Below are 22,902 nucleotides of genomic sequence, written 5' to 3' on the forward strand. Positions count from 1 at the left end.
CCTGCGGCACTCGCGGCGATGGGCTGCCTCCACGCCAGAATGCCTACCTCGCCCGAACTTCGTGCAACCTCCCAGCGGGAGTTGGCGCCATGGCGGCCGATATCGCCGTTCACATGTACAACAGCTCCTATCCGGAGTTCGAAGCCAACTTCAAAAGGAAGATGGCGCATGGCGCGACGCTGCCGTTCCGGCAGGTCGGGGCCTATCACAAGTCGACGCCGCGGCAGGTGGTCGATGCGGTCCGATCGGTGGTCGGCAACGATCGCGTCGCGATCATGCGGATCATGTCGCATGGCAACAGCGGCGTCTTCTATTTCCCGGGCCTGTGGAACTACACCCTGATCGCCCTGGACTATGCCGATCTGCGCAGCGTGTTCACCCCGCTGGCGCGTCTGGAGATCCATGGCTGCGGCATCGCCAGCGAGACGGACGTGCTGAAGCCCGGCGCCAATCCGCAAAGCCCGCGCCGCTCCGACGCCGTACCCGGCACCTTCACCGGCAACAAGAACGGACAAGGGCTGCGCTACCTGCAGCGGGTCGCCTCCTTCTTCAACGTCCCCACCATCGGCGCCGTCAACGTCCAGCCGCTCGACACGTGGAGCTATGAGGGCGACACCGTCACCGCCTACCCGTTCAGCGACAAGTTCCATATGGACAGCGAAGGCACACGCATCTGGGATTTCGCGGCGCAAGGCCGGGCGGCGGATCAGTTCAAGGCCTACATCATCAGGACCTATGTGAAGACCAGGCAGTTCCGCGACGCGCTGCGCCTGTTCAAGGACCTCGCCAGGCAATACCCCAACACGGCCGCGGGCGACCTGGCCAAGCGCATGATCACGGTCGACGATGTCGAGCACATGCTCGACAGCTACTGACACGGACAGCGCCCGGGTCGCGGCAAGGCTCACGAGGCACGGCTGCTCCGACGAGCCGAACTCAATCGCAGGCGTAGCGGAAGGCGCCGTCCTCCACCGTCACCCTCGCCTCGGTCAGCGGCCTCTTCTCCAATTGCAGGTTGAGGATGCTGCGCGACAGGGCCGGCAGCATCGAGTTTGTGATGATGTTGTCGATCATGCGTCCGCCCGAATCCGGGTCGTTGCACTGCGCGACGATGTGCTCGACCACGGCATCGTCATAGGTGAAGGCGGCGTTGTGGTTCTCGCGCAGGCGCTTGCCGATGCGGCCGAGCTGCAGGCGCACGATGCCGCCGAGCATCTCGCCGGAGAGCGGATAGTACGGGATCGTCACCAGGCGCCCGATCAGCGCGGGCGGGAAGACCTTGAGCAGCGCCGGCCGCAGCGCGACGGCGAGCTCCTCCGGATCGGGCCGGCTCGCCTCGTCGCCGGCCATGCGCATGATCTCGTCGGTGCCGACATTAGAGGTCAGGATGATCAGCGTGTTCTTGAAGTCGATGCGCCGGCCGGTGCCGTCCTCCATCTGGCCCTTGTCGAAGACCTGGAAGAACAATTCGTGCACGTCGGGATGGGCCTTCTCGACCTCGTCGAGCAGCACCACCGAATAGGGCTTGCGGCGCACGGCCTCGGTCAGCCTGCCGCCCTCGCCATAGCCGACATAGCCGGGAGGCGCGCCCTTCAGCGTCGAGACGGTGTGCGCCTCCTGGAACTCGCTCATGTTGATGGTGATGACGTTCTGCTCGCCGCCATAGAGCGATTCCGCCAGCGCCAGGGCCGTCTCGGTCTTGCCGACGCCGGAGGGGCCGCAGAGCATGAAGACGCCGATCGGCTTGTTCGGGTTGTCGAGCCTGGCGCGGCTGGTCTCGATGCGCTTGGCGATCATGCCGATGCCGTGCCCCTGCCCGACGACGCGCCGGTTCAGCGTCTCGGCGAGGTTGAGCACGGTCTCGATCTCGTCCTTGACCATGCGGCCGACCGGGATGCCGGTCCAGTCGGAGACGACGGAGGCGACCGATTGATCGTCGACATGGGCGTAGATCATCCGGTTGGCCGGGTCGATCGCGCCGAGCGTGTCGAATTTCTCGCGCAGGCTGGCGCGCGTCGCCTCGGGATCGGCGGGTGCCTCGGCCGGCGCTTCGCCATCGGCAGAAGCCGCCTCGCTCGGCGGCGTCTCGCCGAGCTTGCCGCGCAGCAGCGTGATCTCCTCGACGAGCGCGAGCTCGGAGGCCCAGTCGGCCTCGAGCGCCTCCAGCTTCGCCGTCAGCCCGGCGCTCTCCGCCTCGATCGCGGCGAGGCGCTCGTCGGTCGCGTCGCCGAGATCCTTGTCGGCGGTGAGCGCCGCCTTCTCCTTCTCCAGCGCGGCGATGGCGACGCGCGCATCCTCGATCGCCGCCGGCGTCGCCGTCTGGCTGATCGCGACGCGGGCGCAGGCGGTGTCGAGCAGGCTCACCGCCTTGTCGGGCAGCTGCCGCGCCGGAATGTAGCGATGCGAGAGCTGCACGGCGGCGACGATGGCGGCGTCCGAGATGCGGACCTTGTGGTGCGTCTCCATCGGCCCGATCAGCCCGCGCAGCATGGTGCAGCAGCGGACCACGTCCGGCTCGTCGATCTGGACCGGCTGGAAGCGCCGGGTCAGCGCCGGGTCCTTCTCGAAATACTGCCGGTATTCGGACCAGGTGGTCGCGGCGATGGTGCGCAGCGTGCCGCGGGCCAGAGCGGGCTTCAGCAGATTGGCAGCGTCGCCGGTGCCGGCTTGGCCGCCGGCGCCGATCAGGGTATGCGCTTCGTCGATGAACAGGATCACCGGCGTCGGCGAGGACTGGACCTCGTCGATCACCGAGCGCAGGCGCTGCTCGAACTCGCCCTTCATGGAGGCTCCGGCCTGCATCAGGCCGATGTCGAGCGCGCAGACCTTGACCCCGCGCAGCGGCGGCGGCACGTCGCCGGCGACGACGCGCTGAGCGAAGCCTTCGGCCACCGCCGTCTTGCCGACGCCGGCCTCGCCGGTGAGGATCGGGTTGTTCTGGCGCCGGCGCATCAGCACGTCGATGACCTGGCGGATCTCGTCGTCGCGGCCGAGGATCGGGTCCATCGTGCCCGAGCGGGCCTTCTCGGTGAGGTCCTGCGAGAAGCGGTCGAGCGCGGTGGTGCCCTTCGCCCCTTCCGCCTGCTCGGCGCCGGGCGTGCCGGCAGCCCGCAGGCCCGAGCCGTCCATCGGCCGCAGATTCTCCTCCTCGGAATCCTTCCAGATCTTCGCGTAGCCGGCGGCGATCTCCTCGACCGGGATCTTGCCGAACTCCCTGGAGATCGCGAGCAGTGCGCGCTTCAGCTCGAGCGATTTCAGCGCCGCCACCAGGACATGGCCGGTCCTGATCTGGGTCTCGCCGAAGAACAGGGTGGCGTAGTGCCAGCCGCGATCGAGCAGGTCGACGACGTTGTTGGCGACGCCGGGCATCTCGGTCTCGTTCTTGCGGAAGCCCTCGATGACGCCGCCGATATCGCTGGCGAGCCGGGCCATGTCGAGGCCGTAATGCTGCGCCGTCAGCCCGATATCGGTCGAGCGCCGCTGCAGGATCTGGGCGAGCCAGTGCGCCAGCTCGACATTGCGGTTGCCGGCGCCCTTGGCCTGGCGCAGGGCCTGGATGAAGGCTTCATAGCCGACGCGGTTGAGCTTGCCGGTGACGGCTTCGAGACTGATGTCGGCCATGGCTGCCTCCTATCGCTTCTTCTGTGTCTGCCGGCTGCGCTTCAGCCGCATGCGTTCGGCGGGATGGAAGCGGGCGTCGCGACGCAGCGTGCCGTCCGGCACGTCCCAGTTCGGCGACAGCCAGCCCGACCAGCCGAGCGCGCCGGAACGGCCGAGCTGCATCGGCCGGACCTTGCCGACGGGCAGGGCGAGCTCGACATCCCATTCGAACTGCTCGCCGAGATAGAAGAACACGGCGTCGGCCAAAGGCTCGCAGCGGTCGCCGTTCGGCAGGAAGCGGTTGAACTGCTCGAGGTCGCGCGCGACGAGCTTGACCCTGAACTTGTCCTCGACGCTGTAGACGCTGGCCCCGAGCAAGGCGTTGCCGCCGAGGCTGCACTGGCCGCGGCCGAGCCTGGTCCGGTCCTCCGGGTCGAAGACCAGCCGCATGCCGACGAACTGCTCGACCTCGACCTCGATGTCGAAGAGGCCGGCGAGCAGGCTGCGCAGCCGCGAGGCGGATTTGGCCTGGGCGCCGGCGAGCCCGGCATGGGCGAGCTTCTCCGGATCGGGGATGCTGTCGCGGTTCTGGTACGGCCTGGAGCCCAGCCCGGCCATGCTGCCGACATAGGCGATGAAGCGGTCCCTGTCCGGCCGGTCGTGCTGCGCCACCGGCCGCGCATCGGCCCAGGCCCGGAAGAAGAGCTGGAGGAAGCGGTTGTTGAAGATGTCGAGGAAGCGCGGGAAGGCGTCGTCGCGCAGCAACTGCCAGTGATAGGTCTCCTCGGTCGTCGCCAGCGGCAAGGCGCCCTGCGGGCCGAGCAGGCCAAGGAACTTGACGAAGAGACGCAGGCGCCCCTGCGCGTCGCGATCCGCCTCGGCGATGGTCGAGGCGGGAAAGTCCATATAGGCCTGCTCGCCGAGCGCGACATATTCGTCGCGCCGGGCGGCGACGTCGCCGATGCGCTCGCGCTCCGGAAAGCTGCGCTCGATCCGCCGCAGCACCGCATAGAAGTCATGGCGCCAGGGCTCGGCCCGCAGCGCCTCGACGAAGGGCGGCTCGACGCGCAGATCGTCCAGCGCGGCGGGCGGCGGCAGGGATGGCGCGGTCTCGCTCACAGGATGCGCCTCGTGCCGGCGCGCGGCGGAAAGCGCATCACCTCGCCGCGCTCGACGGTGCGGATCACCGTCTGGGTGAAATGGTTCATCGCCGCGTATTCGGCGAAGAAGCGATCGAGCACGGCGCCGAGCAGGAAGACGCCGCTGCCCTCGAACGCCTTCTCGTCGAGCAGAACGGTGATCTCCAGCCCGCGGGCCGCACCCGTTCCGGCCCGTTGCGGGAAGCGCCGGACGACGGGGCGGCTGTCGACGCTCTTGATGCCGCGGATGCGCCGCTCGGTGGCGCTGTCGGCGAGATCGGCGAAAAGCGAGAGCATTTCGCGCAGGGCCTCGGCATTCTCGCCGGCGCCACGCTGGACCAGGCCGAGATGGTTGAGGCTGAGCATGTTGATCAGCCGCCAGGTGACCACGCCGGTGCTCGCCGTCTCGGAGCGGAGCCTGAGCTGCGATACGATCGGCTCGCGCGGCGGCGTCGGCCCGGAGAGGCAGGCCACGTCGAGCACGACATTGTCGATCAGGCGGAAATCAGCGCCGCCGACGCCGGTCGGCAGATGCTCGGTGAGGTGCCGGTTGGAGCAGAGCGCGCGAACGCTCAGCTCCGCCACCGAGGCGGCATCGGCGACCGTCGCCGGCTCGTAGAGCGAGATGAACATCTCGGTGCCGGTATAGTCGGAGGCCCGCCCCTCGCGCCGTTCCGAGGCGGAGCGCCGCCGCGGCAGGCGTCGCTGCGTGTAGAGCAGGCCATGCGTCGGCGACGCACCCTCGGGCGACGAATAGAGCGGATGGACCGGCTGCTTGTCGCGCCCGCCGGTATAGTGGGCGTAGACCTCCAGGATCGAGTGCGGCTCGTAGTCGAGCATGCGGCTGCGATCCGGCACGACATGGTATTCGTGCTCGTTCCGGCGGACCGGGATGCGGTCGGTGGTCTTCTCGAACAGATTGACCGCGGGGGCGGCGTAGAGCGCGAACATCTCGGGACGGACGGCCGCCGGCAGGCGCGCGTTCAGCTCGTCGAAGACGAAGACGATGTCGACCGTCTTGGCCTTGAGCCGCGACATCACCCTGTCGAGGCCGGCCAGCCTGAAGCCGAGGAACTTGCGCGGGAACCAGAACTGCTCGCGCAGCAGATCGAAGCCGCGGAAGATCCGGGTGTCGGCCGGCAGGAGGGCATCCTCCTCGGCGAAGCCGATCTGCTCCAGCGGGCAATCCGCGCCCGACAGCACGACGGGATCGCCGAACTCGTCGAGATAGCGGAAATGGACGCCGAGGCAGTCGCCGAAGATCTGCTCGTAGAGCGCGATCGCATCCGCCTCGGCGCCGAGCAGATGCACGGTGAGCTCGCGCGTCCTGCAGCCGGCAAACCAACTCGTCGGCAGCTTCTTCGCCTGCTCCGGCGACGGCTCCTCTGCCGGGTCGCTGGCGACGCGATGCGTCAGCGACAGGCGCAGCCCGGACAGCACCCGCCCGTCGACAGGAAGCCCCAGCGCCTGCAGGGACCCCGGCGTGGCGATATATTCGGCCGCGGCGACGTCGAACGGCCAGAGCGTCACGGCCGAGCCCAGCCGATAGCGGCAGGCGACACGGCGGTCGCGCTCGACATAGGTCGCGTCGAGATAGGAGCCGCGCGGCACCTCGACGCCGTCGCGCAGGGCCGGGTCGCCGTAAGGCGGCGTGATCCCGGCGAGCAGCGCCGACGGCGTCGGCGCCAGATAGTTCGGGATGAGCTGCTCGAGCAGGTTGTTGGTGAACTCGGGAAACTCGTGCTTCAGCTTGAGCTGGACGCGCGCGGCGAGGAAGGCCGCGCCTTCGAGAAGCCCCGCGACCATGGGATCCATGCGCTCGCCGACGAGCCCGCCGAGGCGCTCGGCGATCCCCGGATATTCCTCCGCGAACTCCTTCGTGTGCTCGGTGAAGAGCCGGAGTTCGCGATTGTAGAAGTCGAGGAATTCCTGGTTCATGAAACCCTATCGATTCTTGATCGCGATCTTGCCGGTATCGAGCTCGACATCGGCGACGAACTGCACGGGAATATTGAGCGGCTCGCAGTTCAGGTCGGCCCGAACGAGGAAGCGGATCTTCAGTTCGGCCCTGTCCAGGCTCTCGTCGCGCTCGACCACCACCGATTGCTTGAGCAGGCGCGGCTCGTAGGCGAGCAGGACCTGCGCCAGCTCGTCCTTGATCGAGCCGACGCGATGCTCGTCGATCGACTTGTTCTGGATGTCCGGAAAGCCGTGATTGAGCACGGAGTGGCGAACGTGCTCGAAGCGCGACAGATCGGTCGACGAGCCGAAGTTGATGGTGTTGACCAGGGCCTCGAGGTCGATGGCGATTTCCTGGCGCAGCTTGCTCTCGGTGATGGCGGAACGGGAGGCCGCCCGCCGCCCGGCGATGACGCGCTCGCCGCCGGCATCGCGCAGATCCAGATGGGCCCTGGCGTCCTTGCTGCGGTGCGCCTCGCGGAAGGCGAACATCAGCGGCGGACGCAAGCGGTTCTTGACCTTGGGATCGATCATGCGCGTTTCCCGAACCGGCCTTGTCCAAAGCGATGGACTCCCTGCGATCGCTGCCGCGACCGCGCGGGAGTCCGTGCCGACCGAACCGGGCCCGGCGCCGCTGGACCTTGCCCGCGGCGCCGGAGCCGGAGCAGATCAGAAGGTCTTGTTCTCCTTCAGATCCCAGGAGCCGGTGACGGCCGAATCCAGCGTCCCGTCCTGCTTCTGAGGCTTGTACTCGAACTTGATCTTGGCGAAGTTCAGCGAGAACTGGTCGGTCGGAACCGGGTTGCCGCCGGTCGAGTCGCCCGACTGGTAGCTCGACACCAGCAGGTCCTCCATCGTGACCTTGTAGAACTCCTGCTGGTCCTTGCCCTGCTTGCGCACCCACAGGACGGCCTTCTTGATGTGCTCGCCGGTGGAGCATTTCAGCATCAAGGTCGCCGAGGCCTTATTGACGTTGGCCGTGCAGTGCAGGTCCTGGAAGCTCGCCTTGCCGGCGCCGCCGCCCGAGCCGGACGCATGCGAGCCGGAGTTGCTGACGCCCCAGGAGAAGGACTCGATCTCGATCGTGCCCTTGTGCTTGTGGTCGTTGCTTTCGCCCTTGATCCCGTCGATCTCGAGCAGGAAGTCGCTAGCCATAGCGCTCTCCGATGGTTTGAATGGTGAAGGGGGAATTTAGGCATAGAACTCGCGTCGCCTGGAGAGCACCCCATGCGTCGCCACTCTCCCGGCGCGGTCGGCGCAGGGCTAACTATCGTCCTGGATGCTCTGCGCGCGGGAGGCGCGCTCCGAGCTCAGGTCTTGGGCGCCGGCAGGCGCGAGACGAGGCTCAGACCGATATCCATGCCCTCGAGCTGGAAATGCGGCCGGAGGTAGAACTTGGCCGAATAATAGCCGGGGTTCTCCTCGTCCTCGAAGACGTCGATGCGCGCTTCGGACAGGGGCTTGCGCGCCTTCGTCTCCTCGCTGGAGTTCAGCGGATCGCCGTCGACATATTCGGTGATCCACTCCTGCAGCCAGCGACGCAGGGGCTCGCGCTCCTTGTAGGAGCCGATCTTGTCGCGCACCATGCACTTCAGATAGTGCGCGAACCGAGACACCGCGAACATATAGGGCAGGCGCGAGGACAGGTTGTCGGACGCGGTCGCCGCGACACCGTCGGGCCCGAAGAAGGCCTTCGGCTTGTAGAGCGACTGCGCGCCGATGAACGCCGCCTTGTCGGTGTTCTTGCGGTGGATCAGCGGGATCAGGCCGGACTTCGCCAGCTCCGCCTCGCGCCGGTCGCTGATCGCGATCTCGGTCGGGCATTTCAGATCGACGCCGCCATCATCGGTCGGGAAGGTGTGGGTCGGCAGGTTGAGCACCTCGCCGCCCGACTGGACGCCGCGGATGCGGGTGCACCAGCCATATTCCTTGAAGGCCCGGTTGATGTTCACCGCCATCGCATAGGCGGCGTTCATCCAGGCGTATTTCTCGCCCTTGTGACCGTCGGTGTCCTCCTCGAAGGCGAATTCCTCGACCGGCTCCGACTTCGCTCCGTAGGGCACCCGCGAGAGCACGCGCGGCAGGCACAGCCCGACATAGCGGGAGTCGGCCGCGTCGCGCAGCGACTTCCAGGCCGCGTAGTCCGGCGTGTCGAAGACCTTGCCGAGATCGCGCGGATTGGAGAGCTCCGTCCAGGAATCCATGCCCATCAGGGTCGGGTCGGCGCCGGTGAAGAAGGGCGCATGCGCGGCGGCGGCGACCTTCGAGAGATCCCGCAGCAGCTGGACGTCCGTCGGCACATGGCTGAAGTGATAGTCGCCGACCAGGCAACCGAAGGGCTGGCCGCCGAGCTGGCCGAATTCCTGCTCGTAGATCTGCTTGAAGAGCGGGCTCTGGTCCCAGCGGGCGCCGGGGTAGGTCTTGAGGTTGCGGTAGAGCTCGTTCTTGCCGACGTTCATCACCTTGATCTTCAGCTGCGAGTCGGTCTCGGAGTTGAAGACGAGATAGTTGAGGCCGCGCCAGGCGCTCTCGAGCTTCTGGAACTCCGGCGCATGCAGCACCTCGTTCATCTGCTCGGAGAGCTTGGCGTCGAGCCGGGCGATCATCTCCTCGATCGTGTCGAGCACATCGCTCTTGATCAGGGTGGAGTCGGCGAGCGCCTGGTTGACCAGGGTCGCGACCGCATTCTCGACCTCGGTCGCCGCCCGCTCGGTCTTCGGCTTGAAGCTCTGCTTCAGAAGGGCCGAGAAATCGTCGGCGTCGCGGGTCTCGGTCGCCGCCGCGCCGGGTTGTTGGATCTGTGCTTCCGCCATGGCCGCCTCGCTCACCCGTTGCTGTCCAGCTTGTTGTTGTCGTCAGCCGTTTTTTCGCCGAGCCGGTCCTTCAGCGCCGCCATCAATTGCGGGTCGGCCAGAAGGGCCTTGATCTGGTCGCTCGCCGCGACCTTGCCGTCCATGTAGCGCAGCAGGTTGGCGAGCTGTTCGCGCGCCTCGAGCAGCTTGGCGGTGGCCGGGATCTGGCGGGCGATGGCAGCCGGATTGAAATCGTCGAACTTCTTGAACTTCAGCGAGACCGAGAGCTTGTCGCCGCCCTCGCCGCCGAGCTTGTTCGGCACGGTGAACGAGACGCCGGGCTCGATCGCCCCCATGCGCTGGTCGAAATTGTCCATGTCGACGTCGAGGAACTTGCGCTCGCCGATATCCGGCTTCTCGACCGCGGAGGCGTTGCCCGAGAGATCGGCGAGGACGCCCATCACGAAGGGCAGCTCGATCTTCTGATCCGCGTTGTAGGGATCCTCATAGGTGATGTGGACCCGCGGCGGCCTGTTGCGGCGAATGAACTTCTGCCCTGAATCTGCGGCCATGTCGGCGCCCCTTCCTCTAGAGGCATCACGCAAGGACAGCGTGATACCACGCTAACGATCCAGCTCGCTATACCATACACACTTGCCGACCGCTTGACAGTTCTCCTCGAACTGCTCGCATCGACCGTGCAGGAACCCGGCAAGCCCGCGCCCGCGGACGGATGACGTTACGGCCTTCCGCCGCACGAACGATGCGCGCCAACCCGTCATCGGGCCGTCGCGACCTCATTCGTCGCTGCCCTGCCTTATGCCGACGTCTGGAAGGATATCGCTCAGCAGCGACAGAAAATCCTGCTGGGCGAGCGCGCAGGCCTTGTCCATCAGCAGCGGCACGGGATTGGACGGCTCGGCATGGCGATAGAAGCCGGCGACGGCCTTCATGCGGGCGACCGCCTCGGCCCGGCTCGCGACGATGATCGCGGGTGCGGCGGGCCGCTCGACGGCGGCCGGCTCGCGCTGCTCCGGCTCGGGCTCCGGTCGCCAGTCGGCCCCAGCCTCCTCGGCCTCCTGCGACGGCTCGGCTTCCTCGCCTTCGCCGCCTGCCGCATCCTCATCGTTGCCGGCTTCGGCATAAGTCTCGTCGTCATCGCCGGACGAGGAGCCGTCCTCGTAGCCGCTATCGTCTTCGTAGCCGCTGCCGTCGTCGTCGCTGCCGCCGGCATGGCCGTCGCCGCCGAGGCGCTCCAGCGGCAGCTGGAATTTGGGATCGGTACCGATCTCGAGCATCGCCTTGTCGACGTGATCGGGAAACATGATCTGGATCACCTCGATCAGCGACTTGCCGATCAGGCGCTGCGCCTGCCCGATCAGCAGGACGGCCGGGCTCGACGGCTCGACGCGGCGGAAATAGCCGAGGCAGGCGGCGAGCGCGGCCTGGGCCTCGGCGACCGAGGCGCAGACTCCGGGCGGCAGGGCCGGCGCGGCTGAGACGGCACCTCCGGCGCCGGCCGGCGCCTCGCCCGCGCTACCCGCCCCCTGCTGCGCGGGCGCGCGCTGCGCCACCGCTGCTTCGAGAAAGGCGAGGATCTGCCGGACCAGCCCCTCCAGCCGCGGAAAGGTCACCGCCTGATCGGCGCCGAGGCGCTCGCTCCAGATCGCACGCAGCCGGGCGAGCGCATCGCGGATGGCGCCGACATGGGCGAGCGTGGCGGCGAGGTCCGACACCTCCGCCTCCCTGAGCGCGGCTGCGATTCCGCCGGCATCGGGATGCTGCTCGTCTTCGGTGGCGCGCAGCTCCCCGGTGGCGATGAGCTGGCTACGGAAGATCACCGGCCCCAGCCGCTTGCTGGTGAAGAGCGGCGCATGCTGGAGCGGCAGGACGATGGTCGCGTTCTCGTCGAGGCCCTGCAGAGCGACCTCGCGCATGATGAAATCGCCGTCCTCGGCCCGTGGGTGGACCTCCTCCCAATACGCGCCGAGATAGTCGGCTATCAGCCCGAGGCTGGCGGCGAAGCCGGCGACGTCACGGTTGAGCAGGCAGAGCTTGGCGGCGAGGACGAAGCCGCGCAGATCGCGGCTTTGCTTCAGGATCTTGCCGAGATCGCCGAAGGCGGCCGGGAAATCGATCGTGCTGCGGTCGAAAGGAAGCTGGCGCCCTTCGTCGTCGCGCCGGAAATACGATGTCGGCAGCACCACCTCGAGGCGGGCCAGCAGGTTCATGACGTCCGGATCCGCATCCGGATCCGGCCCGCACGGATCGTCGGCTGAAACCGGCTTCGCCAGATCAGCGAAATTGAGCGCGGCCATGGCCCCTCACGGTCGATCGAACATGCCGGGCCCGGGTCGCTGGGCCGTCACTCCACCTGCAGCCGCGTCTCGACCCGGCGATTATCGGCCGAGAACTTGTCGGCGACCAGCGGCTTGGTCTGGCCGTAGCCGCGCGGCACGAGCTTGGCCGTATCGACGCCGCGCTCGCTCAGATAGCGCACCACAGCCTTGGCCCGGCGCTCCGACAGGTTGAGGTTGTAGTCGGCCGTGCCGCTCGCATCGGTGTGCCCCTCGACGAGGAAGCTGCTCGCCGAGAGTTGCGGGTTCTTCAGCGCCTTGGCGAACTCGTCGAGATTGAGCCGGGCCTCAGGCTCGAGCACGTCGGAATTGTACTTGAACTTGACGACGAGATCGAAGGCGGCGACCGGCTTCACGACGTGGCCGGCCTTGTTGCATTCGGCCTCGGTGCCGACGCACAGGCCGCGCGAAACGCCGAGATTGGGCTTGGCGGCCTCGAAGTGCTTGATGATGTCGTCCGCCTTGTAGGCCTGGGCCTGCGCGGCAAGCGGCGACAGGGCGCCGAAGCCTGCGGCAAGAGCGGCACTAACCATGACAAGGGCCTGCTTGCGCACGGTCTTCCTCCCGTTTAGGTTCGCTGAGGCGGTCGAAGACTGACGGCGCAAATATGAACCGCGGCGTTTGCTGCGTCAATAGTCGTCTCTTGTCGCAAACCATGAGGTTTGGTTGATGCCCGCTGCCCTTGGACAGTCGCAAAGACTTGCTTCCTTTACGACACCCGCAGGAAAAGATGTCTTTTCGCTTCTCAAGTTCGAGGCGCGGGAAGCGCTCAGCGAATTGTTCGTTTATCAGGCGGAAGCCACCTGCAATACAGCAAACGCCGACCTGCAAAGCTTGATCGGCGAGAAGTGCGTCATCAAGATGACCTTGAAGAACGGCAAGGAGCGGTTCTTCAATGGCGTCCTGGTCGAGGCGCAATGGCTGGGCCGGGAGAACGACCTCGACCATTACCGCTTCGTGCTGCGGCCATGGCTGTGGCTGCTCTCGCAGCGCTCCGACTGCCGCATCTTCAAGAACAAGACCGCGATCGACATCATCAAGACGATCTTCGGCAAGGAAGACAAGGCGAGCTTCGACGACCGCGTCAGCGAGAAGCCGCCGGAGATCGACTATTGCGTGCAGTATCGCGAGAGCGATCTCGACTTCGTCCTGAGGCTGATGGAAAAGTACGGCATCTATTATTACTTCCAGCATACCGAAGGCGATCACAAGCTGATCCTCTCCGATGCGCGCAGCTCGCACGATCCCGTTACCGCAGCGGCCGAACCGACCTTCGCCGGCGCCGGCACCGCCTATCCGTTCATGCCCAAGGACAAGAGCCAGCGGCGCCATATCGAGCATCTGACGCAATGGTCTGCGCAGCGGCGGCTGCGCACCGGCAAGGTCGAGCTCAAAGACTACGATTTCGAGAAATCGACGTCGGACCTGACGGCGCGGGCCGAGGGCGGCTTCGCACGCACCAAATCCTATGAGGCCTACGATTATCCGGGCGCCTATCTCGACCGCGGCAAGGGCGAGAAGCTCGCCCGCATCCAGGTCCAGGCCGAGCAGGCGCAGGACGAGCGGCGCCTGGCGGTCGGCGAGGCGCCGAGCCTCAATCCCGGCACGCTGATGACGTTGGCGGACCATGCCGTCGGGGCGGAGAATGCGGAATATCTCGTGGTGCGCGCGACCCATGCCTATGGCGTGCAGAGCTACCGTTCGTCGCGGCGGACGGACGAGGCGATCTATCACGGCTCCTACGAGCTGCAGAAGGCCGACAAGCGCTTCCGCGCCCCGCTGGTCACGCCCCCTCCGCTGGTGATCGGCCCGGACACCGCCAAGGTCGTCGGCGAGAAGAACAAGGGCGAGGAAGGCGATATCGACGTCGACAAATATGGCCGCGTCTGGCTGCGCTTCCACTGGGACCGCGAGAAGGATTCGACCTCCTGCCGCGTTCGCGTCGCCCAGCTCTGGTCGGGCAAGAACTGGGGCGGGCAGATCATCCCGCGCATCGGCCAGGAGGTCGTCGTCTCCTATATCGGCGGCGATCCCGACCGGCCGATCATCACCGGCACGGTCGTGAACGATCAGCACATGCCGCCCTACGACCTGCCGGCCAAGAAGACCCAATCCGGGCTGAAATCGGAATCGACCGACGGCGGCGGCAAGTCCGGCAAGTTCAACGAGATCAAGTTCGAGGACCTCGCCGGCAAGGAGGTCTTCTCCATGCAGGCGGAGAGGGACCACAAGACGGTGGTCTTCAACCTCGAGACCCGCGATGTCGGCGAGAAGTTCGAGGGCGGGCCGACTGATTTCGCCCGCACCACCCAGATCCTGAGCGGCAGCGACAAGCTGCACGTCAAGCAGGGCAAGCGCTATGTCGAGGCGGCCCTGGAGATCAAGCTGGTCTGCGGCGAGAGCGAGATCACGATGACGCCGACCAACATCACCATCTCCTCGCCGATGATCTCGGTGAAGAGCACCGCCAAGACCGACGTCCACAGCGACGCGATCACGACCGTCACCGGCTCCGTGGTCAAGATCAACTGAGGCGGCGATGTCGAAACTTCGCTTCAGCACGGCGCAGGAGGTGTTCGAGACCTTCCCGGCCGCGCGGCAGGCCATCTCCGCCGCGCCGACCACGGAAGCGCCGCTGGCCTTCCTGCGCGGGCTCGCCAGAGCCGGCCAGCACAAGGACGCGATCGGCTTCTGCGCCTTCCTGATGCCGCGGCGCGAGGCCGTCTGGTGGGCGCTGCAGAGCGTCCAGCGCATGCAGCCCCCCGGCGCACCGCCCGATCCGGCCCTGCGGGCCGCCGAGGCCTGGGTGCGCGATCCGACCGACGACACCCGCCGCGCCGCCCTGGCGCTCGGCGAGAGCGGCCATCACGCCAATCCCGGCACCTGGGTCGCGCTCGCGGCGGGGTATTCCGGCGGCAGCATGGTCGCGTCCCATCCCCTGCCCTGCCCGCCGGACCTGACCGCCAAGACGGCGCGCATCGCCGTGCTGACCGCGCTCGGGCGCGTGCCGGAGCGCGAGCGCGAGGCCGCATTGCGAAATTGCGTCGAAGCGTGCATTCGTCTGGTCGATGACGACAGCGGCAGAGCAAAAGCATAGCATGGCCCCGGCGCCGCTCAGGCGGCCGGGCTTCGACGACGGCAAGGCGGACGGCCCGATATGGCGCTGACGCTGACCATCGAGAACCAGGCGTCGCTGCCGGATGGCGGCCCGCTCAGCGTGACGCTGAGCGGCGGGCGCGGGCTCGACATCGGGCGCGACCAGCATCTCGACTGGTGCCTGCCGGATCCGAGCCGCGCCATCTCCGGCCGTCATTGCGAGATCCGCTTCAGCGACAACGCCTACTGGCTGCGCGACATCTCGACGAACGGCACCTTCGTCAATGGCGGGGCGTACCGGGTGCAGTCACCCTATCGCCTCCAGCACGGCGACCGGCTCGAGATCGGCCACTACATCATCGCCGTCTCGATCGACGAGGCGGAGCGCAACGCCGTCGCCGGGGCCGAGCGCCCGCCGATGCCGCCGCCGCCGGGCGAGTCGCTGTGGGATTCGAACGGCGACGAGGCGCCGCCGATCGCCCGGCGCGATCTGATGCCGCCGCAGAAATATCAGCCGGTGCACGCGCCCTTCATCGACTGGGCGGCCGATATCCCGGCGCCGTCGGAGGAACCGCCGGCTTATTCGCCGGGGCCGGTGCCGCCGTCGCGGCCGGACGAGCTCGCCTGGGCGCCCTATCAGGCGCCGCCGGCGCCGGAGCCCGAGCCGATCGCCCCGATTCCGACGCCGCGACGCCCCGCCTCGTCGGCCGGCCAGGGCGATCCCTGGAACGAGGGGCCCGCCGAAATCCTGGCCCGCCCGAGTTTCGATGCGCCCTACGAGCCGCCACCGCGTCCGGCCGCCCCGCCTCCCGCCACACCGGCCGGGCTGCCGCCGGCCGGACCGTCGATATCGCCGGCGGAATTCATCGCCCGCTTCGCCCGCGGCGCCGGCCTGCCGGTCGAGGAGTTGTCCTGGCAGGACCCCGGCGCCTTCGCCGAGCAGACCGGCGCGCTGATGCGCCTCATCGCCACCGAGCTCAAGGCGCTGCTGGCAGCACGTGCCGAGAGCAAGCGCATCGCCCGCAGCTCCAATCAGACGATGATCCAGGCGCAGGACAACAACCCGCTGAAGTTCTCGCCGACGATCGAGGACGCACTGAAGCTGATCTTCGGCCGGCCGACGAGCGGCTACCTCAACGCGCAGAAGGCCTTCGAGGAGAGCTTCAGGGACCTCAAGATCCACCAGATCAAGACCTATTCGGCGATGCAGCACGCGCTGCGCATGCTGGTCGAGGATCTCGACCCGCAGGCGGTCTCCGAAAGCCTCGACGCCGGACGCGGGCTGGAGGGCCTGCTCTCGTCGCGCAAGGGCAAGCTCTGGGATGCCTATGTCGCGCGCTGGGAGGCGAAGACCGCCCCTTACGAGGACGGGCTCGTCGACGCCTTCATGCTCTATTTCGCCGAGTGCTACGATCGCGGCGGGCGCTGAGCCGGCGCTTCAGCCCAGCGGCACCACCATTCCGTCGCGGATCGTCACCTGCCGGTCCATGCGCGCGGCGAGATCGAGATTGTGGGTCGCGATCAGCGCCGCCAGGCCGGAGGCGCGCGACAGCGCCACCAGCGTGTTGAAGACGTGCAGGGAGGTGTGCGGGTCGAGATTGCCCGTCGGCTCGTCGGCGAGGAGCACGCGCGGCGCATTCGCGACGGCCCGGCCGATGGCGACGCGCTGCTGCTCGCCACCGGACAATTCGCCCGGCAGATGGTCGAGCCGCTCGCCGAGGCCAAGGAAGCTGAGCAGCTCGGTCGCGCGCGATTCCGCCTCGCTCTTGCCGAGACCGCGAATGCGCTGCGGCAGGACGACGTTCTCCAGAGCGGTGAACTCCGGCAGGAGATGGTGGAACTGGTAGACGAAGCCGATCTCGGTGCGGCGCAGCCGGGTGCGGCCCTTGTCGTCGAGCTGCGAGGTCGGCACGCCGCCGACGAAGACTTCGCCGCCATCGGGGCTCTCGAGCAGGCCGGCGACGTGCAGCAGGGTCGACTTGCCGGTGCCGCTCGGCGCGACCAGCGCCACGAGCTCGCCCGGCCAGATCGCGAAATCGGCCTTGCGCAGCACTTCGAGCGGGCCGTCCGTCTGCGGGTAGTAGCGCTCGATCTGGGAGAGGAAGAGCGCCGGGGTCTCGGTTGCCATGATCGCGCCCTCAGCCCATCCGCAGCGCCTGGACGGGGTCGAGACGCGCCGCCTTCCAGGCCGGGTAGAGCGTCGCCAGCAGCGACAGGACGAGGGTCATCACCACGACCGCGGCCACTTCGCGCCAGTCGATGACGGAGGGGATGTCGCTGAGGAAGCGCACGGTGGGGTCCCAGGGATTGACGCCCAGCAGGCTGCTCAGCCCCTTGTTGATGGTCTGGATGTTCTTGGCGAAGACGATGCCGAGGACGAAGCCGGCGAAGGTGCCGAGCACGCCGATCGCCGCGCCGGTGATCAGGAAGACCCGCAGCACCGTGCCGCGCGAGGCGCCCATGGTGCGCATGATCGCGATGTCCGCGGTCTTGTCCTTCACCAGCATGATCAGGCCGGAGACGATGTTCAGGGTCGCGACCAGCACGATCAGGGTCAGGATGATGAACATCACATTGCGCTCGACCTCGAGCGCGTTGAAGAAGGTGCGGTTGCGCTGGCGCCAGTCCGACAGCACCAGGGGCCGCGGCGGGTCGGCCTCGATGCGGTCGCGCACAGCCTGGGTCTGGTCGGGATTGTCGATGAAGACCTCGATGACGTTCACGTCGCCATCGCGGTTGAAATAGGCCTGGGCCTCGGCGAGCGGCATGAAGACGAAGGAGGCGTCGAACTCCGACATGCCGATCTCGAAGATCGCCGTGACCGGGTAGGCCTTGATCCGCGGAGCCGTGCCGAAGGGCGTCGAGGCGCCGCGCGGGGTGACGATGGTGATGGTGTCGCCGGTCTGCAGGCCGAGCGATGCGGCGAGACGCCGGCCGATGGCGACGCCGCCGCTCGAGGCGAAGCCGTCGAGCGTGCCCTGGCGGACATTGCGGGCGATGAAGGGGATCGACTTGATGTCGTCTTCCGAGACGCCGCGCACCAGCACGCCGCTGTTGCCGACCTGCGAGGAGGCGAGCGCCTGCCCTTCGACCAGCGGAATCGCGAGCTTGATGCCCTGGACCTGGCGCAGCCTGGCCGCGACCTGCTCGTAATCGTCGAGCGGGCGGTCGATCGGGGTCGCGAAGATGTGGCCATTGACGCCGACGATCTTCTCCAGCAGCTCCTTCCTGAAGCCGTTCATCACCGACATCACGATGATCAGCGTCGCGACGCCGAGCAGGATGCCGAGGAAGGAGAAGCCGGCGATGACCGAGACGAAGCCCTCGCGCCGGCGCGTGCGCAGATAGCGGCGGGCGAGCAGCCATTCGAAGCCGGCGAACGGCTTCGTGCCGGTGGGCACGCTGTCCGCGGCCGGAGCCTCGGCGACGGCGCTCATGACCGCCCTCCTCCGCTCACGCCGTCTTCCCCGGGAAGCGCGCCAGCGCCGCCTCGGGCGACACCAGCTCGCGCTCGCCTCCGGCGCGGCGCTTGAGCTCGACCTTGCCCTCGGCCAGCCCTTTCGGACCGACGATGATCTGCCAGGGAATGCCGATCAGGTCGGCGGTGGCGAACTTGCCGCCCGGCCGCTCGTCGCGGTCGTCATAGAGCATGTCGTAGCCCTTGGCGGCGAGCCCCCTGTAGAGCTGCTCGCAGGCGCCGTCGCTGGCGGCATCGCCGACCTTGAGGTTGAGCACCGCGATATCGAAGGGAGCGATCTCGTCCGGCCAGACGATGCCGCCATCGTCATGGCCGGCCTCGATCAGCGCGGCGACAAGGCGGCTCGGGCCGATGCCGTAGGAGCCGCCGTGCAACGGCACCTGCTGGCCGTCCGGGCCGGTGACGGTCGCGCCCATCGGGTCGGAATACTTGGTGCCGAAATAGAAGATGTGGCCGACCTCGATGCCGCGGGCCGAGACGCGCTTGTCCTCGGGTATCGCCTCGAAGGCGGCCTTGTCGTGCATTTCCTCGGTGGCGGCGTAGAGGCTCGTCCACTTGTCGAAGATGCCCTGCAAGCCGGACACACTATCGAAATCGGTGTCCGCGGCCGGCGTGTCGAAGGCCAGGTAGTCGCTGTGGCAGAAGACCTCGCTCTCGCCGGTTGACGCGAGCACGATGAATTCGTGGCTGAGGTCGCCGCCGATGGGCCCGGTGTCTGCGCGCATCGGGATCGCCTTCAGGCCGAGCCGGGCGAAGGTGCGCAGATAGGCGGTGAACATGCGGTTATAGGCATGGCGGGCGCCGGCCTGGTCGAGATCGAAGGAATAGGCGTCCTTCATCAGGAACTCGCGGCCCCGCATCACGCCGAAGCGCGGGCGGACCTCGTCCCGGAACTTCCACTGGATATGGTAGAGGCTGAGCGGCAGGTCCTTGTAGGACTTGACGTAGGAGCGGACGATTTCGGTGACCATCTCCTCATTGGTCGGCCCGTAGAGCATCTCGCGGTCGTGCCGGTCGCGGATGCGCAGCATCTCCTTGCCATAGGCGTCGTAGCGCCCGCTCTCGCGCCAGAGATCGGCCGACTGGATCGTCGGCATCAGGATCTCGATGGCGCCCGAGCGATTCTGTTCCTCGCGCACCACCGCGCTGATCTTGTTCAGGACCCGCAGGCCCAGCGGCAGCCAGGAGTAGATGCCGGCGGCCTGCTGGCGGATCATGCCGGCGCGCAGCATCAGCCGGTGCGAGACGATCTCCGCTTCCTTGGGCGTATCGCGCAGGATCGGCAGGAAATAGCGGGACAGGCGCATCGGAACACTCGTCGAAGGCGATGCGCCGGGCGCGCACCGAGTCAGGTCAGTCCAGAGACACCATCGCCGTTTGCAAATTGCAAACGCTAATGCACATCGCCGCGAGGCAAATGCACACAGGATGAGGCGGACGGGCGTTCAGCGGTTGCCGAACCTGGCCTTCAGCCTCTCGCTGACAATGGGCGGAACGAAGGCGGAGACGTCGCCGCCCATGGCCGCGATCTGGCGCACGAGCGTCGCGGTGATGTGCCGGGCCTGCGGCGTCGAGGGCAGCAGCACCGTCTGCAGGCCGGGCGCCATGGTGTGGTTCATCCCGGCGAGCTGCATTTCGAGATCGAGGTCGGTGCCGTCGCGCAGGCCGCGCACCAGGATGGTCGCGCCGGCCCGTTTCGCGGCGTCGATCGTCAGGTCGGCGAAGGTGACGACCTCGAGCTCGGTCGCGAATTCCTGCGCGACCGGGCCGGCGATGGCGCGCAGCAGCTCGGCCCGCTCCTCGGCCGAGAAGATCGGCGTCTTGCCCGGATGCACGCCGATGGCGAGGACCAGCCTGTCGACCAGCCGGCACGCCGCCTCGATCATGTCGAGATGGCCGTTGGTGACGGGGTCGAACGACCCGGCGTAGAAGGCGGTGTGGCTCATGGCCTGAGCGTTAGCCAACACCGGCCCGGTCGACAAGCGCTCAGGCGACGCGCAGTTCCGCGATGACGTGGTCGACGCGCGCGTTCAAGGTCTGCGCCAGCCCGGTCAACTCGCCCGCAGCCCTGAGCACGGCGTCCGACGCGCCGGCGGTGTCGCGGGAGGCGAGCGCGACCTGCCCCGTGGCCTGGCCGATCTGCACGATGTCCCGGGTCGCGGCGACGACTTCCGCGGCGATGGCATGGGCCGCCTCGTGCTGGCGCCGCATGGTCAGGCTGGTGCGGCCCGTCGCCTCGTTCAGCGCCTCGATCAGGGCACGGATGCCGGCGATGCCCTCGACGGTCGCTGCCGTGGCCCGGTTCATCGCCTCGATCTGGCGTGCGATGTCCTGCGTCGCGCTGGCGGTCTGGGTCGCGAGCGACTTCACCTCGCCGGCGACGACGGCGAAGCCCCGGCCCGCATCGCCGGCGCGCGCGGCCTCGATCGTGGCGTTGAGCGCGAGCAGGTTGGTCTGCCCCGCGATGGCGGAGATCAGCCCGACCACCTCCGAGACGCGAGCGGCGCCGTCGGACAGGCCGTCGACGATCCGGCTGACGGAATCCGCATGCGCGCGCGCCTGGCCCGCGGTCGCATCGGAGGAGCGCACTTCGGCGGCGAGGGCGTCGGCGGCCCCCAGCAGGTCCTGCGCCGCTCCCTCGATCGAACGGACGCAGCGGATTGCGTTGCCGGTGGCGTTGTCGGTCTCCGCGGCGCCGGCCTGGGTCTCGCGCGCGCCCGCCGCGAGCTGGTGCGCCGTCCGCCCCAATGTTTCCGCCGAGACCGAGACCGAGGCGGAGATGGTGCGGACCGAATCCTCGAGCTCTCCGGCCAATTCGTCGAGCAGCGTCCGGCGCTGCTGCTCGACCTCGGCCCGGCGTGTCTCCTGCTCGGCCTCGCGGCGCCGTGCCTCGTCGCGCAGGGTTTCGCGGATCAGCTCGACCGATTTCGCGATGCCGCCGATCTCGTCGCGACGCCGGGCTCCGGGAATCTCCTCCTCCGTCCGCCCGGCGGCGACGCCCGCGAGCCGGTCGGAGAGCCGCGCGATCGGGCGCGCCACGGACCAGCCGAGCAGGATCGCGATGCCGGACAGCGGCAGCAGCACCAGAAGACCCGCGGAGAGGACGGCGGCTCGGATCTTGCCGACCACGGCGAAGGCGCTCGCTTCCGGCGCGGTCAGCCAGAGAAGCCAGCGCCAGTCGCCGATCGCGACCTCCTGGCCGCTCGCCACCAGCGGCCGGCCATCATGGCTGATCATCGGAATGAGCGACGCGTCCGGCCGCCCCGCCAGCCGGTCGCGGTCGAGGGTTTCGCGCGGGGAGGCGCCATCGCGACGGGCCGCCGGATTGGAGCGCATGAAGCCGTCGAAGCCGATGACGAAGACCCGCTCGGCACCCGAGCCGAGCGGGCTGGACCCGAGCACATGGTCGATCAGGCGCGTGTCGACGGCGATGACGATCGTGCCGGCCTGCCCGTCCGCGCCCGCCTCGGCGCCATAGAAGGGAGCGGCCAGGAAGGCGCGCGGATCGCCGCCGGCCGGGGCATAGGGCGCGAAGTCGAGCACGATCTGCTCACCGGCGGCCTTGCCCCGCGCCAGCGCGACGGCTCTGGCGAGGCCGGTGCCGGCGAGATCCTCCTCGCTCAGCAGGCGGCCGAACTCCGACCCCTTGGTGACGCTGTAGACCACACGGCCCTTGCGCGAGACGAGATAGATGTCGGCGTAGCCGAACTGCTTCAGCGCCGCCGCATAGGTCTCGTGGATCGGCACATGCCGCCAGGAATAGCCATGCTGATGCTCGCGGCCGGTGCGGGCGATGCGTTCGGCCAGGGAAAGCGAGCCGTCGCCCTGATAATGGCCGAGGATGCTCCGGTAATCGTGCGGGCCGAGCTCCATCCACTTGCCGATCTCGTCGAGCGCCGAGACCGTGAAGGCGCTGCGGGCCTGGACCGCGAGCTCCGCGCGGAGCTGCGACCAGCGCAGCTCGATGGCGCGGGCATGGCTCCCGGCCAGAGCCTGCATGCGCTCGCGCACCGCGCCCTGCGCCCAGCTCGCCACGGAGAGATAGGCCGAGGCCCCGACGGCCAGGGCCGCCAGCAAGGCCAAGGCCAGCATCGCGACCGGAAGCCTGATCCTGAGGCTGAACACGAATCAGGTCCCCGCCGACGTCGACTGCGCCAGCGCAGATCAACATGAACGCGGTTAAGGTTGCCTGAAACGCATGATGGGCCTCGATCGCCTCACAAGGCGCCGGGCAGCGGCACGAAGGCAGCGAGCGCGGCGGCGCTGCCGAGGACCAGAGCAAGCAGCGCGACGAAGACGGCTGCGAACGATACCCGGCGCGAGGGCCGGACCGGAAAGCCGAAGCGCATGATGATCCTTGCGAATCAGGACGTTGCCCCATGAGCGTCGTGCCGCGACCGCCCGGCCGAGCCGTGGCGGAAACATGGCGAAGCCATGGCAACCCTCCAGGCCGACACGATCCGGCGAGGGCGCAGGACGAA

The 22,902-nt window shown here is 68.0% G+C and carries 19 protein-coding genes; 4 read left to right on the forward strand and 15 right to left on the reverse strand.

Annotated elements, in window-relative coordinates; translation table 11 throughout:
• Window positions 1–89 precede the first annotated feature (89 nt).
• Entirely contained in the window at window positions 90–875 is a 786-nt protein-coding gene (locus CS1GBM4_RS12790; RefSeq protein ID WP_186419115.1) for a hypothetical protein, read from the forward strand.
• 61 nt (window positions 876–936) lie between these two features.
• Here the strand turns inward: CS1GBM4_RS12790 and tssH are convergent, their stop codons facing one another.
• The 9 genes from tssH to CS1GBM4_RS12835 form a co-directional block, all read right to left on the reverse strand.
• Window positions 937–3,621 (reverse strand): type VI secretion system ATPase TssH, encoded by a 2,685-nt coding sequence (gene tssH, locus CS1GBM4_RS12795; RefSeq protein ID WP_186419116.1) that lies wholly within the window; start codon window positions 3,619–3,621, stop codon window positions 937–939.
• 9 nt (window positions 3,622–3,630) lie between these two features.
• Window positions 3,631–4,719 (reverse strand): type VI secretion system baseplate subunit TssG, encoded by a 1,089-nt coding sequence (gene tssG / locus CS1GBM4_RS12800; RefSeq protein WP_348522324.1) that lies wholly within the window; start codon window positions 4,717–4,719, stop codon window positions 3,631–3,633.
• Window positions 4,716–6,677, reverse strand: a complete 1,962-nt coding sequence (gene tssF / locus CS1GBM4_RS12805) for a type VI secretion system baseplate subunit TssF (RefSeq protein ID WP_186419117.1) — start codon at window positions 6,675–6,677, stop codon at window positions 4,716–4,718. The genes tssG and tssF overlap by 4 nt, the downstream gene beginning before the upstream one ends.
• 6 nt (window positions 6,678–6,683) lie before the next feature.
• On the reverse strand, window positions 6,684–7,232 hold the full coding sequence (locus CS1GBM4_RS12810; RefSeq protein WP_244607201.1) for a GPW/gp25 family protein: 549 nt from the start codon (window positions 7,230–7,232) through the stop codon (window positions 6,684–6,686).
• A 135-nt stretch (window positions 7,233–7,367) separates the two neighbouring features.
• Window positions 7,368–7,853, reverse strand: coding sequence for a type VI secretion system tube protein Hcp (locus CS1GBM4_RS12815; protein ID WP_186419118.1), 486 nt, complete (start codon window positions 7,851–7,853; stop codon window positions 7,368–7,370).
• 155 nt (window positions 7,854–8,008) lie between these two features.
• Window positions 8,009–9,511, reverse strand: a complete 1,503-nt coding sequence (tssC, locus tag CS1GBM4_RS12820; RefSeq protein ID WP_186419119.1) for a type VI secretion system contractile sheath large subunit — start codon at window positions 9,509–9,511, stop codon at window positions 8,009–8,011.
• A gap of 11 nt (window positions 9,512–9,522) precedes the next feature.
• Complete coding sequence (tssB, locus tag CS1GBM4_RS12825) at window positions 9,523–10,062, reverse strand: type VI secretion system contractile sheath small subunit (protein ID WP_186419120.1); 540 nt, start codon at window positions 10,060–10,062, stop codon at window positions 9,523–9,525.
• A 225-nt stretch (window positions 10,063–10,287) separates the two neighbouring features.
• Complete coding sequence (locus tag CS1GBM4_RS12830) at window positions 10,288–11,808, reverse strand: type VI secretion system ImpA family N-terminal domain-containing protein (RefSeq protein ID WP_186419121.1); 1,521 nt, start codon at window positions 11,806–11,808, stop codon at window positions 10,288–10,290.
• Window positions 11,809–11,855: 47 nt separating this feature from the next.
• Entirely contained in the window at window positions 11,856–12,380 is a 525-nt protein-coding gene (locus tag CS1GBM4_RS12835; RefSeq protein WP_186419122.1) for an OmpA family protein, read from the reverse strand.
• A gap of 136 nt (window positions 12,381–12,516) precedes the next feature.
• Here CS1GBM4_RS12835 and tssI point away from each other — a divergent pair, with 136 nt between their 5' ends.
• Genes tssI through tagH form a run of 3 tightly spaced genes read left to right on the forward strand, consistent with a single transcriptional unit; the run spans window position 12,517 to window position 16,372 of the window.
• Window positions 12,517–14,379 carry a type VI secretion system tip protein TssI/VgrG gene (gene tssI / locus CS1GBM4_RS12840; protein WP_186419123.1) on the forward strand — a complete coding sequence of 621 codons (1,863 nt, stop codon included), beginning with the start codon at window positions 12,517–12,519 and terminating at the stop codon, window positions 14,377–14,379.
• 7 nt (window positions 14,380–14,386) lie between these two features.
• Window positions 14,387–14,944, forward strand: coding sequence for a hypothetical protein (locus CS1GBM4_RS12845; RefSeq protein WP_186419124.1), 558 nt, complete (start codon window positions 14,387–14,389; stop codon window positions 14,942–14,944).
• Between the two features lie 60 nt (window positions 14,945–15,004).
• Window positions 15,005–16,372 (forward strand): type VI secretion system-associated FHA domain protein TagH, encoded by a 1,368-nt coding sequence (gene tagH, locus CS1GBM4_RS12850; protein WP_186419125.1) that lies wholly within the window; start codon window positions 15,005–15,007, stop codon window positions 16,370–16,372.
• Between the two features lie 9 nt (window positions 16,373–16,381).
• Here tagH and CS1GBM4_RS12855 read toward each other — a convergent pair whose 3' ends face one another.
• The 6 genes from CS1GBM4_RS12855 to CS1GBM4_RS24760 all read right to left on the reverse strand — a co-directional run bounded on the left by CS1GBM4_RS12855 (window position 16,382) and on the right by CS1GBM4_RS24760 (window position 22,770).
• Window positions 16,382–17,071, reverse strand: a complete 690-nt coding sequence (locus CS1GBM4_RS12855) for an ABC transporter ATP-binding protein (protein WP_186419126.1) — start codon at window positions 17,069–17,071, stop codon at window positions 16,382–16,384.
• A 10-nt stretch (window positions 17,072–17,081) separates the two neighbouring features.
• On the reverse strand, window positions 17,082–18,380 hold the full coding sequence (locus tag CS1GBM4_RS12860) for a lipoprotein-releasing ABC transporter permease subunit (protein WP_186419127.1): 1,299 nt from the start codon (window positions 18,378–18,380) through the stop codon (window positions 17,082–17,084).
• A 16-nt stretch (window positions 18,381–18,396) separates the two neighbouring features.
• Window positions 18,397–19,728: a proline--tRNA ligase gene (gene proS / locus CS1GBM4_RS12865; RefSeq protein ID WP_186419128.1), complete on the reverse strand. Its 1,332-nt coding sequence runs from the start codon at window positions 19,726–19,728 to the stop codon at window positions 18,397–18,399.
• Window positions 19,729–19,866: 138 nt separating this feature from the next.
• The gene (coaD, locus tag CS1GBM4_RS12870) at window positions 19,867–20,367 is read right to left on the reverse strand and encodes a pantetheine-phosphate adenylyltransferase (RefSeq protein ID WP_186419129.1); all 501 of its coding nucleotides are present in this window, start codon (window positions 20,365–20,367) and stop codon (window positions 19,867–19,869) included.
• A gap of 40 nt (window positions 20,368–20,407) precedes the next feature.
• Window positions 20,408–22,546, reverse strand: coding sequence for a methyl-accepting chemotaxis protein (locus CS1GBM4_RS12875; protein ID WP_186419130.1), 2,139 nt, complete (start codon window positions 22,544–22,546; stop codon window positions 20,408–20,410).
• Window positions 22,547–22,638: 92 nt separating this feature from the next.
• The gene (locus CS1GBM4_RS24760) at window positions 22,639–22,770 is read right to left on the reverse strand and encodes a hypothetical protein (RefSeq protein ID WP_280177713.1); all 132 of its coding nucleotides are present in this window, start codon (window positions 22,768–22,770) and stop codon (window positions 22,639–22,641) included.
• Window positions 22,771–22,902 lie beyond the last annotated feature (132 nt).

The organism is Allobosea sp. CS1GBMeth4 (assembly GCF_900185715.1).
In the GTDB taxonomy this organism is placed as follows: domain Bacteria; phylum Pseudomonadota; class Alphaproteobacteria; order Rhizobiales; family Beijerinckiaceae; genus Allobosea.

Coding starts and splice junctions, on each gene's coding strand:
- CS1GBM4_RS12790 (WP_186419115.1), top strand. CDS start 90: ATGGCGGCCGATATCGCCGTTCACATGTACAACAGCTCCTATCCGGAG.
- tssH (WP_186419116.1), bottom strand. CDS start 3,621: ATGGCCGACATCAGTCTCGAAGCCGTCACCGGCAAGCTCAACCGCGTC.
- tssF (WP_186419117.1), bottom strand. CDS start 6,677: ATGAACCAGGAATTCCTCGACTTCTACAATCGCGAACTCCGGCTCTTC.
- CS1GBM4_RS12810 (WP_244607201.1), bottom strand. CDS start 7,232: ATGATCGATCCCAAGGTCAAGAACCGCTTGCGTCCGCCGCTGATGTTC.
- CS1GBM4_RS12815 (WP_186419118.1), bottom strand. CDS start 7,853: ATGGCTAGCGACTTCCTGCTCGAGATCGACGGGATCAAGGGCGAAAGC.
- tssC (WP_186419119.1), bottom strand. CDS start 9,511: ATGGCGGAAGCACAGATCCAACAACCCGGCGCGGCGGCGACCGAGACC.
- tssB (WP_186419120.1), bottom strand. CDS start 10,062: ATGGCCGCAGATTCAGGGCAGAAGTTCATTCGCCGCAACAGGCCGCCG.
- CS1GBM4_RS12830 (WP_186419121.1), bottom strand. CDS start 11,808: ATGGCCGCGCTCAATTTCGCTGATCTGGCGAAGCCGGTTTCAGCCGAC.
- CS1GBM4_RS12835 (WP_186419122.1), bottom strand. CDS start 12,380: ATGGTTAGTGCCGCTCTTGCCGCAGGCTTCGGCGCCCTGTCGCCGCTT.
- tssI (WP_186419123.1), top strand. CDS start 12,517: ATGCCCGCTGCCCTTGGACAGTCGCAAAGACTTGCTTCCTTTACGACA.
- CS1GBM4_RS12845 (WP_186419124.1), top strand. CDS start 14,387: ATGTCGAAACTTCGCTTCAGCACGGCGCAGGAGGTGTTCGAGACCTTC.
- tagH (WP_186419125.1), top strand. CDS start 15,005: ATGGCGCTGACGCTGACCATCGAGAACCAGGCGTCGCTGCCGGATGGC.
- CS1GBM4_RS12855 (WP_186419126.1), bottom strand. CDS start 17,071: ATGGCAACCGAGACCCCGGCGCTCTTCCTCTCCCAGATCGAGCGCTAC.
- CS1GBM4_RS12860 (WP_186419127.1), bottom strand. CDS start 18,380: ATGAGCGCCGTCGCCGAGGCTCCGGCCGCGGACAGCGTGCCCACCGGC.
- proS (WP_186419128.1), bottom strand. CDS start 19,728: ATGCGCCTGTCCCGCTATTTCCTGCCGATCCTGCGCGATACGCCCAAG.
- coaD (WP_186419129.1), bottom strand. CDS start 20,367: ATGAGCCACACCGCCTTCTACGCCGGGTCGTTCGACCCCGTCACCAAC.
- CS1GBM4_RS24760 (WP_280177713.1), bottom strand. CDS start 22,770: ATGCGCTTCGGCTTTCCGGTCCGGCCCTCGCGCCGGGTATCGTTCGCA.